The organism is Pedobacter sp. (assembly GCF_031119335.1).
Lineage (GTDB): Bacteria > Bacteroidota > Bacteroidia > Sphingobacteriales > Sphingobacteriaceae > Pedobacter.
The window spans coordinates 109291-124486 of the sequence record NZ_JAVHXT010000008.1 but is presented as its reverse complement, the minus strand read 5'-3'; the positions used below and the strand labels follow the sequence as shown (position 1 = coordinate 124486).

The 15196-nt window shown below is 38.4% G+C and carries 14 protein-coding genes; 9 read left to right on the top strand and 5 right to left on the bottom strand.

Annotated features, from left to right (window positions below; translation table 11 throughout):
* Positions 1 to 198: 198 nt before the first annotated feature.
* From REI64_RS10655 to REI64_RS10645, 3 genes are read left to right on the top strand one after another with little or no spacing between them, the layout of a single operon-like run.
* Positions 199 to 570, top strand: coding sequence for a hypothetical protein (locus REI64_RS10655; protein WP_308850104.1), 372 nt, complete (start codon positions 199 to 201; stop codon positions 568 to 570).
* Positions 571 to 587: 17 nt separating this feature from the next.
* Positions 588 to 1022, top strand: a complete 435-nt coding sequence (locus REI64_RS10650) for a CHAP domain-containing protein (protein ID WP_308850103.1) — start codon at positions 588 to 590, stop codon at positions 1020 to 1022.
* Positions 1023 to 1030: 8 nt separating this feature from the next.
* Positions 1031 to 1483, top strand: coding sequence for a hypothetical protein (locus REI64_RS10645; RefSeq protein ID WP_308850102.1), 453 nt, complete (start codon positions 1031 to 1033; stop codon positions 1481 to 1483).
* A gap of 77 nt (positions 1484 to 1560) precedes the next feature.
* Here the strand turns inward: REI64_RS10645 and REI64_RS10640 are convergent, their stop codons facing one another.
* Positions 1561 to 2319: a DUF1080 domain-containing protein gene (locus tag REI64_RS10640; protein WP_308850101.1), complete on the bottom strand. Its 759-nt coding sequence runs from the start codon at positions 2317 to 2319 to the stop codon at positions 1561 to 1563.
* 156 nt (positions 2320 to 2475) lie between these two features.
* Here REI64_RS10640 and REI64_RS10635 point away from each other — a divergent pair, with 156 nt between their 5' ends.
* Entirely contained in the window at positions 2476 to 2829 is a 354-nt protein-coding gene (locus REI64_RS10635) for a DUF2752 domain-containing protein (RefSeq protein WP_308850100.1), read from the top strand.
* A gap of 6 nt (positions 2830 to 2835) precedes the next feature.
* Positions 2836 to 3291: a CCC motif membrane protein gene (locus REI64_RS10630; protein ID WP_308850099.1), complete on the top strand. Its 456-nt coding sequence runs from the start codon at positions 2836 to 2838 to the stop codon at positions 3289 to 3291.
* A gap of 427 nt (positions 3292 to 3718) precedes the next feature.
* On the opposite strand, the gene REI64_RS10625 is transcribed toward REI64_RS10630, so the two are convergent.
* Together REI64_RS10625 and REI64_RS10620 are read right to left on the bottom strand one after the other, a co-directional pair.
* Complete coding sequence (locus REI64_RS10625; protein WP_308850098.1) at positions 3719 to 4114, bottom strand: polymer-forming cytoskeletal protein; 396 nt, start codon at positions 4112 to 4114, stop codon at positions 3719 to 3721.
* A 1-nt stretch (position 4115) separates the two neighbouring features.
* Entirely contained in the window at positions 4116 to 4952 is an 837-nt protein-coding gene (locus tag REI64_RS10620; protein WP_308850097.1) for a M23 family metallopeptidase, read from the bottom strand.
* A gap of 165 nt (positions 4953 to 5117) precedes the next feature.
* On the opposite strand from REI64_RS10620, the gene REI64_RS10615 reads away from it, so the two are divergent.
* The 3 genes from REI64_RS10615 to REI64_RS10605 all read left to right on the top strand — a co-directional run bounded on the left by REI64_RS10615 (position 5118) and on the right by REI64_RS10605 (position 10073).
* Entirely contained in the window at positions 5118 to 5528 is a 411-nt protein-coding gene (locus REI64_RS10615; RefSeq protein WP_308850096.1) for a BrxA/BrxB family bacilliredoxin, read from the top strand.
* Between the two features lie 135 nt (positions 5529 to 5663).
* On the top strand, positions 5664 to 7388 hold the full coding sequence (locus REI64_RS10610) for a helix-turn-helix transcriptional regulator (protein ID WP_308850095.1): 1725 nt from the start codon (positions 5664 to 5666) through the stop codon (positions 7386 to 7388).
* A 135-nt stretch (positions 7389 to 7523) separates the two neighbouring features.
* The gene (locus REI64_RS10605) at positions 7524 to 10073 is read left to right on the top strand and encodes a choice-of-anchor Q domain-containing protein (protein ID WP_308850094.1); all 2550 of its coding nucleotides are present in this window, start codon (positions 7524 to 7526) and stop codon (positions 10071 to 10073) included.
* Between the two features lie 77 nt (positions 10074 to 10150).
* Here REI64_RS10605 and REI64_RS10600 read toward each other — a convergent pair whose 3' ends face one another.
* Positions 10151 to 11317, bottom strand: a complete 1167-nt coding sequence (locus tag REI64_RS10600; RefSeq protein ID WP_308850093.1) for an aminotransferase class V-fold PLP-dependent enzyme — start codon at positions 11315 to 11317, stop codon at positions 10151 to 10153.
* Positions 11318 to 11416: 99 nt separating this feature from the next.
* Positions 11417 to 12019: an OmpH family outer membrane protein gene (locus REI64_RS10595; protein ID WP_308850092.1), complete on the bottom strand. Its 603-nt coding sequence runs from the start codon at positions 12017 to 12019 to the stop codon at positions 11417 to 11419.
* A 354-nt stretch (positions 12020 to 12373) separates the two neighbouring features.
* Between REI64_RS10595 and gyrB the strand changes: the two genes are divergently transcribed.
* The gene (gene gyrB, locus REI64_RS10590; RefSeq protein WP_308850091.1) at positions 12374 to 14332 is read left to right on the top strand and encodes a DNA topoisomerase (ATP-hydrolyzing) subunit B; all 1959 of its coding nucleotides are present in this window, start codon (positions 12374 to 12376) and stop codon (positions 14330 to 14332) included.
* Positions 14333 to 15196 lie beyond the last annotated feature (864 nt).

Sequence of the window (15196 nt, the reverse complement as noted above, 5' to 3'; positions counted from 1 at the left end):
TTTCGCTGAAAAAGTTTTGCTAGTCTAGTACAAGGAAGGCAATTCAGCCTTGATTTTTTGCTTCGTTTTGTATCAAGACAAAATGAAGATGCCACCGCGGCAAGAGCGGAAAAATATCTATTACCAGTTTACGTCCCGATTTGCATCGGGAGACGAAAACAATAAACACAGTAAAAAAAAACTAAAACCTTTAAAATCATGAAAACACTTATTTACTATCTCAATAGCCAATGGAAACCGTTGCCAATACGATTTTGGCACATCCTTTCCCTAAGCATTATCATTTGGCTGGCAATGCCTTTTATTGTAAGTACACTGAACCTAGCCATAGGACTAGTCGATTTCGGCATCCTTCACGTAGTTCTACTAGCCTTCAGCTGTTGGCTCTTAGCTTTGTTCAGTGCCTATCACATCTTTCGTTTGCTGCTATCGCAAATGGGTATGCCAGCAATTAACCAACTCACTAATCACTTTAACTTATTAAACCTATGGGAACAATATTTAATTTATGTGGCCTGCTATGCTTTATTGCTTTGCTCGGCTATAGGAGCACTGATAGCAATCTGTTAAACAGCCAAAAAAACATTTTGAGTATAGCAAAATCACAGATTGGCGTCCGCGAAGTTACTGGAGCAAATGACGGCCCACAAGTAGAAAAATATCTGTATTACACAGGCAATAAAAAAGGTGAGCCTTGGTGCGCAGCTTTTGTGAGCTGGATTTTTGGCCAAGCTGGCTTTAGGCAGCCCCGTACCGCTTGGAGCCCAAGCCTTTTTCCAAAATCAAAGATGTTAACTGCTGCAAAACCAGCCGCAGTATTCGGTATCTACTTTCCAGAGAAAAGAAGGATTGCCCATGTTGGTATCGTAGAAAAACAAAAAGGCAGTTGGGTTTACGCCATAGAAGGCAATACCAATTTAGCTGGGAGTAGGGAAGGAGACGGTGTCTACCGCAAGCTGCGGCATATCCGAACAATACACAGCTATGCCAGTTGGCTGCCAGAGGAAGGGGGTGTAAAATGAAGTGGTATATGTATCTTACACTATTACTATGCTTTGGCTGCGGTGTTAAGCAAAAATCTTTGAACCAAACCTTTGCCAGCAACCATATGCAAGTAACTGATCAAAAAGAGAAGCGGGGCTACGATAGCAGCACAGTTTGGCGTTGGGATAGCGCTAGTGTTAACCATAAACAATGGTTAAGGCTTTATCCAAGAGGAGAAGTGCAGTTTAGCGACGGCAACTTTAGCGGACAGTTAGATAGCTTACTATGGTATAGTAGTAAAACCAGTAATAATAAACATGAACAGAGCCAGCAACAAGCTAGCCTTTCATTAGAGAAGCAAGATTACGGAGAGCTTACAACTACCAAAACAGAGATAAAGCAAACAGAAAAACATAAATTAACACTAGCCTGGTGGGTTTATCTATTGCCACTGCTGGCCATCATTGTAATAGGCTATTGCTTAAGGAAAAGAAGATAATTACAGCCGTAGGCTTTAAACCTACGGCTCTCTATATCAAAAGCTCATTTAAATTCTAGGATTTACTTCAGTTTATGCTACAACTCTCTAATCCAAATATTTCTAAAACTAATTGGCTCGCTTGGGTCGCCGTGGTCTTGCAGTTTAATTGGAGTGGCGCCATGTGCTTTTTTATAAGATGCTTTGCCTATGTACTGTGTTGGTCCTTCTAAGGTAATGTTGTTTTGCACCAGTACTCCATTAAAGAAAGCAGTAACCCTTGCCGGAGACTTCAATGAGCCATCTGTGTTAAAAGTAGGCGCAGTCCAAATTACATCATAAGTTTGCCACTCGCCGGGTTTTTTATTGGCCGTTGCAAGCGGGATAAATTGTTTGTAAATACTACCCGCTTGGCCGTTTACATAAGTGTCATTATTGTAATTGTCTAAAATCTGCAGTTCATAACCACTATCGCCACCTCCGGTTGAAGCCAGGAATAGACCACTATTTCCTCGTACCTGTCCTGTGCCGGTAATGTTGGCTGGAATTTTCCATTCTAAGTGTAATTGATAGTTTAAGAATGATTTCTTGGTTTGAATATTCCCAGTTCCTTTTTTAACGGTAAAAGCGCCATCGGCAACTGTCCATTGTGCTGGCTTGGTGTTGTCTTTTACCGATACCCACTGGTCTAAATTTTTTCCATCGAAAAGGATAAACGCATCTGAAGGAGCGTCAGAAAATGTATGACCAGGTGTCACTTTTGGAGGCACTGGCTTGTAAAATTCGGTGTCTTCTGGTTTTTGAGCTTGTACTTGTAATGCAAGTAGAGGTAAGGCAAGTAATATCAGTCGTTTCATTGTTTATGGATTAACGGTAGTTAAATCGGGATAAGGTTCGTTATTTATGTTTGGAAGTGTTGCTTTAGACTTTTAGCTTTAATCTTGTTTCTTTATTCATGCAATTTAGTAAATAGCTCGACATAAATTAATAGGTAATTTATATTTTAGTGCCGAATGAAAAGTGCATTGGTACTATTTACTTTGATTGTGCTAACGGAAAGCAAGGGCTTGGTCCATTGGTTAGAGACACATCTGCTTTCTTGCCCATTTAAGCAATTAACGGGTTTAGATTGTCCAGGCTGTGGCTTTCAGCGTTCTGTAATAGCTTTATTAAGGGGAGATGTTGTAAATTCATTTAAACTTTATCCAGCTACTATCCCTTTTGTAGGGCTAATTGTTTTTCTTTTGCTGCATCTGAAATTTGATTTTAAAAATGGCGCATTCGTTATCAAGCTAATGTATATTTTGATTACCACAATTGTAATTATTAACTATATTTATAAAGTTTATCACCAACAATTATTCTAAAAAACTATGTCAGAAGAACAAGAAGGTCAAGCTCAACCAAATCCGCAGCCAGAGCAACCAACTAACACATCTTTTAATCAAGGTAATCCGTTTCAGCCACAAGGTGGAGGTTTTGGTTTTGGAGGTATGCAGCAAGCCCTACCCAATGCAACAGCGGTATTGGTTTTAGGTATCTTATCTATCGTAACTTGCTGCTGTTATGGTGTTATTGGTTTAATATTAGGTATTATAGCGCTGGTATTAGCTAAAAAAGATAAGACACTTTACAATGCTAATCCGTCTGTGTACACCGAAGGCTCTTTTAAAAATTTAAACGCGGGTAGAATTTGTGCCATCATTGGTTTGGTACTTAATATTATCTATTTGTTGCTTTATATTGCTTTAATAGCCATGTTTGGTTTTGGGGTACTAACAGATCAAGATGCGATGAAAGAATGGTTGATGCAAATGCAAAATCGATAATATTTACTTTTAATGAAAAAGCTTCTGAAAATCTTCGGAAGCTTTTTTTTTCGACTATGCTGGTGTTGCACTGTACCCTGTAATGCTATAAAAATGAATGGTGATAACACCAACCAAGGGAAAAGGACTGTATCGAACCTTGTGAATAGTTGGTTAAAAGATCTCTCCATTTCGCTGTGCTCCAATAGAGATGGCGTGACGGGCAAAATTTGAGATAGCTTAAGTAACGTGAATTATGGGGCTTAATCCGTCATTGCGAGGTACGAAGCAATCTTACAACTATGGCAGGAGCATAAATTTTAGGATTGCTTCGTACCTCGCAATGACGGCATTTTTAAATTCTATGATACTTATTGTGTTGATAGTCAAATAAAAATATCCGTAACTTACGTTAAATAGTAAAGCTAATGCCAATTAGAAAGCTTATCTAAACAGCTTTCAACACCTTTTCCTCAGATTTAATTATTTGTTTCATTTCCAACTTACCATTATATTGGGCGCCTAATTCTATCTCTAAGGTTTCGGTTTTAATATCGCCATTTACCACACCCGTTTTTTTTATCTCTAACTGTACCGCTTGTACATTGCCAGTTACGGTACCATAAATAATGGCCGATTTGGTTTTGATATTTCCAATAACAATGCCCTTGTCCCCTAAAATAAAACCGCCTTCCGTAGTTACATTTCCTGTTACTTTCCCATCTATTCTAATCACAGATTTTCCTGAGATTTCGCCATTGATTTCGTAGCCATGACCAATTAAGGTGCTTATTTCTTGCTGGTTTAAGTCTAAAGATTTTGCGTCTTTGTTTTTTTTGAACATATTATTCGAGGCTTAAATAAGATTTTGGATTAACTATTTTCCCGTTTCTGTGTACTTCGTAATGTAGGTGCGGCCCAGTAGATCTGCCTGTAGAACCAATTTTGCCAATGATATCACCAGCTGCCACCCGTTGCCCTTCTTTAACGGTAATTTTAGAGAGGTGTCCGTAGTAGGTTTCGAAGCCATTGCCGTGGTTAACAATGACTACATTGCCGTAACCACCCTTTCTGCTCGCAAATTTAACCACGCCATTAGCTGTAGTTTTTACTGCTTCGCCATGATTTCCCTTAATATCCAAACCTTTGTGGCTCTCAATACTTTCGCCAGTAAATGGATTTTCGCGGTGACCGAAATTAGAGCTAATTCTGCCTTTGTGTGGGTATCCCATCGGTGTAAAACCCACCAAGCGGATCATCCTTTTCAGGTATTCTTCGTAGAAACTTCCAATTTCTTCGGTAGAACCCAGTTCACTGCTTTCTTCGCCTCCCTGACTTTTGGGGATGGGTTTTAAGCCCCTTGCTTTAAGGTATTTGTTAATGGTTTTTAGCTTATCATCTATAGATAAATAATGTTTCTTAATGGCCGATGTATCCAATTGTACGGTTTCATTTTTGTGTTTTTCTAATAGCAGTGCCAAATTATCGCTCGAAAGCCTGGCTTCGGCTCTGCTTTTTACCAAGTGCATAATGGTAATTAAAAGCGAACACAATAAGACAATCAAACCGCCAACAAATTTTTTCCAGTGCCTTAAATAGTAAGAATTTACTTGCAAAGGCTTGCTGTAAGTTTGGTTTTTATTAAGAAAGATGATCGTAGTTTTATCCTTCCGTTTAGACATGGGTATTCTTAGTTTGTTTAGCTTGGTAAGCAAATATATGATTTTCAATGATATATAGCTGATGCTCACAATATCATTTTATTGTTAAAACTAGGTGTATTAACGCTAAAAACTGGAAAACCTATATAAAATGATTATTTTTGCAGCCACATTTAAAAAATAGATATGTATCCAGAATATTTAGTAGCGCCTATGCGTGCCGAGTTAACTAATGTTGGTTTTGATGAATTGAAAACAGCTGAAGAGGTTGATGCTGCCATTAATGGTGAGGGAACTGTATTTGTAGTTGTAAATTCAGTTTGTGGCTGTGCTGCTGCAAATGCTCGTCCGGCGGCTAAATTGGCTGCGGCTAACGAGAAACACCCTGATAAATTGGTAACTGTTTTTGCAGGTATGGAAAAAGATGCTGTAGACAGAGCAAGATCATACATGATGCCTTTCCCTCCTTCATCGCCTGCTATGGCTTTGTTTAAAGATGGTAAATTGGTACACATGATCGAGCGTCATCAGATAGAAGGCAGACCAGCACAAATGATTGCTGAGAACTTAATTGGAGCTTTTGATCAGCATTGCTAAGGTTAGAAAAATATAAAATAATGAAAGGACAGCATCATCGTTGTCCTTTTTTGTTTTAATAGGTTTGGGAAAAGCATAAAAGCATAATTTCGTATCTTAGAAAATCAGTTGTTGTGTTACTAAATTTTCAGCTTTTTGAAACCTAAATATCTTCTTTGCTTCTTTCTTATATTTTACCCATTTGTTGCATTTTCGCAATATGAGGCTCTACTACATAAGCCTTATGCGGAAAAGATAGGGGCCTATTCTAAACTGTACCTTCAACTCATTGCTTTAAAAGATTCGGAAGCCATAGCTCGTAAAACGGCAGATATTAAAGCTTTTGCACAAAAGAATAATGATAGGGAGCTGGAAATGGAGATGGATTTATTTACTGTTTATTACCATATTGAATTCAAAAAACATCGCAATGCTAAAAATATTTCTGATTTACAGTTGCTTATGACTGTTTCAGAAAATGAGGGTATTCTACATGTTAAAATAAGAGCTATTAGGGTATTGGCAGATTATTATTGGTTTGAGCTGAAGAACTATGAATTGGCTTTTGAGCAATACTTGCTGATGGAGAAAGAGTTAGACAGAGTGTCGGCCAAAGATTATCCCGAATTGCCAAGAGATATGTCTAAAATAGGTGAGGCTTATTATTTTTTTCAAGATTATGCTAAGGCCATTAAATATTTTAAAAAAGCCATTAACGTTCCCGAAGATGAATTTAATACCATGTTTATCAACTCGGCTAGAAACACGCTAGGTTTGTGCTATCAAAAAGTAAAAAAGTACGATCTTTCTAATTACTATTTCAATAAGATTGTGAAAACGAGATTTGCTAGGCCTCAAAGAGATTGGATACACTTGGCGAAAGGAAATATAGGGGCTAATTACTACTATCTTGGAGAATATAGCAAAGCTATTCCATTATTAGAACATGATTTTAAAAAGTCATCTGCTTTAAACGATTACGGTCCGGTTGCCGGCGCAGCTACTTTATTGGCAGATATTTTTTTGAGCAAAGGCGATATGAAACAGTCTTGGTTTTATATATCAACTGCCAGAAACAACATTGCAAATGCTGACCAGCCAGATCGATTACAGCATTTATATCCGATAATGAGCAAATGGTATGGTGCTAATGGCAATGAAAATTTGGCACGTTTATATTTAGATTCTACGATTAATTCAATAAAAGCCTATCAAGAAAAGTTTAATGCATTAAAAGTGCTTAGGGCGCAACAAAAAATAAGCTTAAAAGATGCCGCATTAAGCAGAGCCGAGTTTGATTTAGAAAAGCAAAAAAAGATAAACGAAAGAAATTTTTTAATTGTAATTGTAATAGGTTTAGCGATATTAATTGTACTGGGCTATTTTGTACAAAAGAAGAAACAACAAACCATTGAAATTGCAAAACTTAAAATAGAGGCTGAGCTTAAAAATGCGCAAAGTGAAATCGATTTATTTATCTATAAGATAAATGAACAAACCAAAATTGCCGAACGCTTTAATAACGAATTGAAGAAGTTGAAAAGCTCAGAATCTGAAGATGGGAGGTTATTTGAGAATACTGTAGAAGAGCTTCGTTTAACCAAAATATTGACAGATGATGATTGGATCAATTTCCAAAAGCATTTCGCAAAAATATTCCCGCTGTTCAGTTCTCATATCAAATCCAATTTTCCAACCATCACCGAAGCCGAACTGCGTTACCTTATGCTGTCTAAATTGCAACTTTCGCATAAAGAAATGGCGCAAGCTTTAGGTATTTCTCCCGATGCTGTCCGTGTAACATGGAACAGAGTTCGCAAGAAATTGGGAGGTTCACTGGACGATACCCCTCAGAGTTTGTTAAACAGTATGGAGGTTTAAACTTTGAATGTGAATAATTGGTGTTGCACATTACCACCAAGCTGGTAAACGTTAGTTGTTACGCTTTTGTTACGGCTATTTTACTCTTAAAGGGAGTATTGGTGGCTATTTTCAGCCCATCAATTTTAAAAGCTGATGAAAAAAAATCTCCTCCTCCTATTATTATCTTTTTTATTCTCTAACTTTTATGCAATAGCCCAAACCCCCGATGCCAATGGTATTGTGTACGTAAAAACAACTGTGGCAGGTAACGGAAGCGGCAACAGTTGGGACAATGCCACTGACAATTTGCAGGCGGCGATAAACGCTACCGAGGTGCAGAAAGTATTTGTGGCAGTGGGCAATTACGATGTTTCGCAGTGGAGCAGCTTTACAATGAAAAACGGTGTGGAAATTTACGGCGGTTTCGACCCGGCAAATAGCGTTACCAACCTTACACACAACAGAATTATGCCCAATGCCTCCAACTCGCAGGGTAGTGTTTTAAACGGAAAAAACGAACGCCCGGTTATTTGGTGCGCAGGCGATGCCCTTAATTCTTCTGCCATTTTAGATGGTTTTACCATTACCGGAGGATATGGCAATGGCATAGGTGGCGGAATACATATAAATAACAGTTCTCCTGCGTTTAGCAATTTGGTGATTAAAGGCAATACATCTAATCAAGGAGGGGGAATTCATATTTCAGTATCGTCAGCTGTATTCAAAAATGTCATCATTACAGGCAATACGGCAACTTATAATGGCGGAGGGGTTTTTGCTGATAATGCTAACGGAAGCTTTATCAATTGTGTAATAGCCAACAATACAGCATCCGAAGGTTCTGCTATTAACATATTCTCAGATGACCTTGCGTTATCTTCATTTAAAAACTCGGTTATATTTGGAGGTTTCTTGGGATTTTATCCCATTTACAGCAATTCATTGTTAGAGGGGCGGACCAATACCACCAATGGCAATATAGATGCTACGGGCATCAGCATCAACGATGTTTTCAACAATGCCACCGGGGGCGATTATACCCTTAAAGTCAACTCGCCGGTCATCAACAAAGGCAGTAACGCTTCGTTCCCCAACGTGGGAACGGCCAAAGATTTGGCAAGCAACCCAAGGGTTTATAATTTTAGCAGTAGCGGTGTAGTAGATTTAGGGGCTTATGAATATCACAATCTTTTACCTGATAATAATGGAATTATCTATGTGAAACCAACCGCTACAGGAACTGGCAACGGAAACCATTGGAGCAACGCCACTGCCGATTTGCACAACGCCATCCACACCACAGGAGTTAACAAAGTTTTTGTAGCAGCAGGTAACTATAATGTAGGTGCTAGCAGTTTTATAATGAAAAATGATGTGGAAATCTACGGTGGTTTCGACCCGGAAAATAATATTACCAACCTTACGCACAACAGAATAATGCCGAATGCAGCCAATTCGCAAGGTTCAGTTTTGAATGGAGAAGGCGAACGACCCGTGATTTGGAGTGTAAATGACGGACTAAATTCTTCCACTCTTTTAGATGGTTTTACTGTTACCGGAGGGTTGGGCAGCGGTACAGGCGGCGGGATACATATTAATAACAGTTCTCCTACATTTAGTAATTTGGTGATTAAAGGCAATACGTCTAATCAAGGAGGGGGAATGAGCATTTCTAATTCCTCATCGGTGTTCAAAAATATCATCATCACAGGGAATACTGCAACCGCTAATAGTGGAGGTTTTATGAGTGACGGTGCTAATGCAGCAAGCTTTGTCAATTCGGTAATAGCCAACAACACGTCGCCAAGTCCTTCTGCTTTTGGAGGGACTGCTGACGTGCCATTTTTCAGAAATACCATTATATTTGGAAGTGTCCAACATTCTGTTTTCAATTATGGCAATTCATTGGTTGAAGGAAGAACTAGCACCACCAACGGTAATATCAACGCTACGAACATTACCATTAACGATGTTTTTACAGATGCCGCTAACGGCGATTACACCTTGAAAGCCAATTCCCCTGTCATCAACAAAGGAAATAATAGTTCGTTTACGGGCTTAACTGCCAACACCAAAGATTTGGCAGGCAACCCAAGGGTTTACAATTTTAGCAGTAGTGGTGTAATAGATTTAGGAGCTTATGAATATCAGGCCGAGCTTGTGGTATTGCCGGTAACTTTAATAGATTATACGGCAAAGGCCGATGGCAACAAAGCCAAGTTGCAATGGCAAACTGCTAGCGAGTTTAACAATAGCCATTTTGAGGTTTATCGCAGCGGCGATGATAACAAGTTTGTGAGGCTGGGCGAACAGAAGGGTACAGGAAACTCAATAATGGCCAATAGCTACACTTTTTACGATGATAAGCCTCTTAATGGTATAAACTACTATCAATTGTTACAGGTAGATAAAGATGGTAAGATAGCAGATTTAGGGGTTCGTACAGTAAGTTTCAGTCTTAAGTCTTTAGATGTTAAACTTCACCCTAATCCAACCGATGATGAAATTAATGTGCTGCTTGGGAACGGAGGCTTTACGTCTATTAAGATGATAGATGTTAACGGTAAAATTTTACAGCATATTAAGCTTGATAAACTTGAAACAAGTAAGAAAATTTCACTAATCAATTATCCATCGGGAATTTACTTCATACAACTAAAGGGAAAAGATATTATAGAAAGTAAGAAAGTGGTTAAAAGGTAAAATTAAAGAATGTTCGAAAGAACCTTTGTTTTTCTGCAAAAATTGAAGGTTCTTTCTATCTTTTAACTTTGCCTTTTTTAAGCTAGTATTGCTGCTACTTTTTCAATTTCATCCTTGGTGTTAAAATAATGCGGAGAAAAACGTAAAGCCCAATCTACATTTTTGCGTGTAAAATCTATTAGCGCACTACTTTTGTGGCTTACTGAATAATAGATGTTGTTGTTGGAAAGTAATTGCTGTAGTTCGGTTAAGTTCATCTTTTGATGATGAAAAGTAACTATGCTACTTAGTTTTGTTCCTTCATCAAGCACTCGCAAATCTGAATTTTCGGATAATAGGGTTCTAAGGTTCCCACTAAGCACTTGATTGTAGCTTTGAATATTTGATAGACCAATCTCATTTGCGTAACGGACCGCTTCAGTTAAACCAATAATTGACGCACAAGATTGTTCCCAAAATTCAAACCTTTTAGCAGTTTTGCCTAATTCAAAATCATCAAAAGAAGTCCAGCTGGCGTCTTTCATGTCTAACAGCAATGGAGCTAATTTCAAGCCTAGAGCTTTATCTGATACGAAAAGGAAGCCAGTTCCTCTTGGTCCCCTTAAAAATTTTCTGCCCGTTGCAGTGAGGAAGTCGCATTTAATTTGCTGCACATCAACAACTAATTGCCCTACCGATTGGCAGGCATCTACCAAGTATAAAATATCTTGCGTTTGGCATATCTCACCTACCGCCTCTACGTTTTGAACTAAGCCAGAGTTGGTAGGGATGTGGGTTATCGCAATGAGTTTAGGCTGATGTTTTTTAATCAACAGCTCTAAATCATCCAAATCAATTTCTTGGTTAGGTAATTTCCTAACCCTATAGATCTTAATATTTAACCTCTTTTTTAGCGAAATTAAAGCAATCTGATTTGAAACGTAATCATCATCAGTAGTGATAATACTGTCACCGCTTTTAAATGGAATGCTAGATGAGGCCTTTGCATAGGCATCTGTAGCGTTTGTGGCGAAAGCGATATTTTGCTCTTTGGTATTAATTAATTTAGCAGTTTCCCTGTAAAACTCGCTGATAAGTTTAGCGTATTTGTTGGCAACGAAATAGCCGCCAAATTGTTCCTCTTCCCTTAAATAGTTGATGGTTTTGTCTAATACAGATTTAGGCATTAACGAAGAACCAGCGCTATTAAGAAATATCTTATCGTTACAACCTTGTGTTTCTTTTCTAATTTGATCAATATTCATGAGGATCGGATAAAACTGCTAAAGCAAATGTAATGCGAGATATTTTATAAACAAAAAAGTCCCGCATTTGCGAGACTTTAAAATATATTGTTGAAGCTCTTACTTCTTCTCTTTAGCGTAAGCTTCGTTTAAGCCTTTAATTACTTCGCTAGTTACATCTAAGCTTTGGTCAGCGAAAAGAATATCGCCCATGCCTTTTTGGTATTTTAAAACCATTTTGTAGCCTTTTTCTTTAGCGTACACTTTTAAGTAATCAGCAACTTTGTTATAAAGCGCTTCTTGCTCTTTAGCTTGCTCGTTTTGGAAAGCAGCGCCAGCGTTTTGTTGGTAAGCTTGTAGTTCTTGTTGTTTACGAGCTAATCTTTCTTCTGTAGCAGCTCTTTGCTCACCTGTCATACCGTTAGCTTGTGCTTGGTATTGTTGCATATCACGTTGAAAAGCCTGACCTTTTGCTTTAAGATCTGCATCGGCAGCTTTTCCTTTAGATTCCATTTTTGTTTTTAGTACTTTGAAGTACTCATATTGGTTTAAAAGCGAATCCGAATCAACGAAAACGATTTTGTCTTTTTCTGCATCTGCGGTTACCGCTGGTTTTGCTGCTGTACTTTCTGTTTTTGTTTCTTTATTTCCGCAAGCGCTCATAATAGAAACGATAGCGATTGCAGTAGCCAAACCGCTAAATTTTACTGTGTTTAGTTTCATTTATTTTTTTGTTGTTATTAATTTGTCAGATAGTTTAACCCGATTATACGGGAACACTTGCCTTGATATTTAATCAAACAAGGATCGTTCTGTTCTTATAAATTTTAACAAATATAGAAATCAAATTCAATTCTTCGGTTTAAATGTTGAAAGGTTGGAAAGTTGAGAGAAACGAAACCCCGATAATTTCGGGGTGGTAATGTTGGTTGGCCGCTTAACTCGTTAAGATGTGAGGTTTTAACTGTCAATTAAGAACTGTAAATTGTTGACTAAAAAGTGCCCAAATAGTTATCCACAATACCCTAAAATCCATAAAAATTGCGTATTTTTGATTCTTAATTTTTCACATTAAATATGAGCGAAGAAAAAAATCCAAACTCTAATTATTCGGCGGATAATATACAGGTTTTAGAAGGTTTAGAGGCTGTTCGTAAGCGTCCTTCGATGTATATTGGTGATACCGGCGTTAAAGGTTTGCACCATTTAGTTTATGAAGTTGTAGATAACTCAATTGATGAGGCTTTGGCCGGTCATGCTGATACAATCTATGTAAATATTTTAGAAGGCAACTCTATCAGGGTTGAAGATAACGGTCGTGGTATTCCAACCGGTATCAATAAAAAAGAAAATAAATCGGCATTAGAAATTGTAATGACCGTTTTGCACGCTGGTGGTAAATTCGATAAAGATACCTACAAGGTTTCTGGAGGTTTGCACGGTGTGGGTGTAAGTTGTGTTAACGCCTTATCTACCCACTTAAAAGCAGAGGTGCACCGCGAGGGCAAAATCTGGATGCAGGAATACGAAATTGGTGTGCCGCAGTACGATGTAAAGGAAGTTGGTACAACCGATAAAAGAGGTACCATTGTAACTTTTAGTCCAGACCCAACCATATTTACACAAACTACAGAGTACAAATATGATACTTTAGCGGCTCGTTTACGTGAGTTGGCGTTCTTGAACAAAGGAATTAGCTTAACTTTAACCGACGAGCGTGAAGTGCTAGAAGACGGTACTTTCTTTCAGGAGGTTTTCCATTCTGATGGTGGTTTAAAAGAGTTTGTTGCATTTTTAGATGGAACAAGAGCATCGTTTTTACCAGAGCCAATTTATATCGAAGGAATTAAAAATGGTATTCCGGTTGAGTTGGCTTTCCAATACAATGATAGCTATTCTGAGAACGTACACTCGTATGTAAATAATATTAATACCCACGAAGGTGGTACGCACATTGCAGGTTTCCGTAGAGGTTTAACTCGTACTTTAAAAGCATACGCTGATAAATCTGGTTTGTTGAAGAACCTTAAAATGGAAATTACAGGTGATGACTTTAGAGAAGGCTTAACCGCAGTAGTTTCTGTAAAAGTTCAGGAACCTCAATTTGAGGGACAAACCAAAACCAAGTTAGGTAATAGCGAGGTAATGGGTGCAGTAGATGTTGCTGTAGGTGAAGCTTTAGGTAACTACTTAGAGGAAAACCCGAAAGAAGCTAAGATGATCATCAACAAGGTGATTTTAGCTGCTACGGCTAGAGCTGCTGCTCGTAAAGCTCGTGAAATGGTGCAACGTAAGAGCGTAATGGGGGGGTCTGGTTTACCGGGTAAATTGGCCGATTGCTCTGATAGTGATCCAGAAAGATGTGAGTTATTCCTGGTAGAGGGAGACTCGGCGGGTGGTACCGCTAAACAAGGTCGTGACCGTAACTACCAAGCTATTCTTCCGTTAAAGGGTAAAATCTTGAACGTAGAAAAAGCAATGGAACATAAAATCTACGAAAACGACGAGATCAAGAATATGTTTACTGCACTTGGTGTAAGTATTGGTACTGAAGAAGATGATAAAGCTTTGAACTTAACTAAGCTTCGTTATCACAAAATCGTCATCATGACGGATGCTGATATCGACGGTTCGCACATTACTACGCTGATTTTAACTTTCTTCTTCCGTTACATGAAACCTTTGATCGAGGCTGGTTATGTTTACATTGCGGCGCCACCACTTTATCAAGTTAAAAAAGGTAAAGATTTTGAATATTGCTGGAATGATACACAGCGTGATGCTGCTATCCAGCGCTTAAAAGGTGCTGGTAAAGAAGATAGCGTACACGTACAGCGTTACAAAGGTTTGGGTGAGATGAACGCAGAGCAATTGTGGGAAACTACTTTAGATCCGGCTCGTCGTACTTTAATGCAGGCAACTATTGAAAACGCTGCAGAATGTGACCATACCTTCTCTATGTTAATGGGAGATGAGGTAGCACCACGTAGAGAGTTTATTGAGCGTAACGCAAAATACGCAAAGATAGACGCTTAGTTTTTTCTCTCTTTAAAACCAAGTATAAAATTAAACTCCTTCTTGCTTTGGCAGAAGGGGTTTTTTGTTTTTGAAGCCAATGAGGAGAGGTTTTTGTGCTTCGCAGACTTACGAAGTTTCAAAAACTTCGTAAGTCTAAGGTCGATTACCTTTAGACTGGTAACACTATGTAAGCCCTTCAGGCTATTTGATATTGGTGTGCAACAACCCAACGCCATGCGTTGGGTTAGTATACACTTCCCCTTCGGGGAAACTAGTTTCGTGCTATATTTTAGTTGCCATATTTTCCATTCGTTATATTAGTAAAAAGGCTGAAGGCATCTTTATGTGTAAGCCCTTAAAGCTATTTCATGTTGGTGCAACAACCTAAAGCCATGCGTTGGGTTAGTATATACTTCACTTTGAGGGAAGTCATATTTTGTACTATATTTTAGTTGCCATATTTTCCATTCGTTATATTAGTAAAAAGGCTGAAGGCATCTTTATGTGTAAGCCCTTAAAGCTATTTCATGTTGGTGCAACAACCTAAGGCCATGCGTTGGATTAGTATATACTTCACTTTAAGGGAAGCCATATTTTGTGCTATATTTTAGTTGCTGTACAACCCAACGCCCTGCATTGGGTTTGGATATACCTTCCCCTTCAGGGAAACTAGATTTGTTGCTAACTTCGTAAGTCTAAGTTCGATTATGCTAGATTAGCTAATACTATGTAAGCCCTTCAGGCTATTTGATTTTGATTTGCAGCAACCCAACGCCATGCGTTAGGTTAGCGTATACTTCGCCTTTAGGGAAGCGAGATTTCGTATTAGATTTAGTTGCTGTACAACCCAACTCCATGCATTGGGTTTGGATATACCTTTCC

Excerpts from the sequence above, each read along its gene's own strand:
- REI64_RS10625 (WP_308850098.1), bottom strand. The coding sequence starts at position 4,114 with ATGTTCAAAAAAAACAAAGACGCAAAATCTTTAGACTTAAACCAGCAA.
- REI64_RS10640 (WP_308850101.1), bottom strand. The coding sequence starts at position 2,319 with ATGAAACGACTGATATTACTTGCCTTACCTCTACTTGCATTACAAGTA.
- REI64_RS10600 (WP_308850093.1), bottom strand. The coding sequence starts at position 11,317 with ATGAATATTGATCAAATTAGAAAAGAAACACAAGGTTGTAACGATAAG.
- REI64_RS10635 (WP_308850100.1), top strand. The coding sequence starts at position 2,476 with ATGAAAAGTGCATTGGTACTATTTACTTTGATTGTGCTAACGGAAAGC.
- REI64_RS10630 (WP_308850099.1), top strand. The coding sequence starts at position 2,836 with ATGTCAGAAGAACAAGAAGGTCAAGCTCAACCAAATCCGCAGCCAGAG.
- REI64_RS10655 (WP_308850104.1), top strand. The coding sequence starts at position 199 with ATGAAAACACTTATTTACTATCTCAATAGCCAATGGAAACCGTTGCCA.
- REI64_RS10645 (WP_308850102.1), top strand. The coding sequence starts at position 1,031 with ATGTATCTTACACTATTACTATGCTTTGGCTGCGGTGTTAAGCAAAAA.
- REI64_RS10620 (WP_308850097.1), bottom strand. The coding sequence starts at position 4,952 with ATGTCTAAACGGAAGGATAAAACTACGATCATCTTTCTTAATAAAAAC.
- gyrB (WP_308850091.1), top strand. The coding sequence starts at position 12,374 with ATGAGCGAAGAAAAAAATCCAAACTCTAATTATTCGGCGGATAATATA.
- REI64_RS10615 (WP_308850096.1), top strand. The coding sequence starts at position 5,118 with ATGTATCCAGAATATTTAGTAGCGCCTATGCGTGCCGAGTTAACTAAT.
- REI64_RS10605 (WP_308850094.1), top strand. The coding sequence starts at position 7,524 with ATGAAAAAAAATCTCCTCCTCCTATTATTATCTTTTTTATTCTCTAAC.
- REI64_RS10595 (WP_308850092.1), bottom strand. The coding sequence starts at position 12,019 with ATGAAACTAAACACAGTAAAATTTAGCGGTTTGGCTACTGCAATCGCT.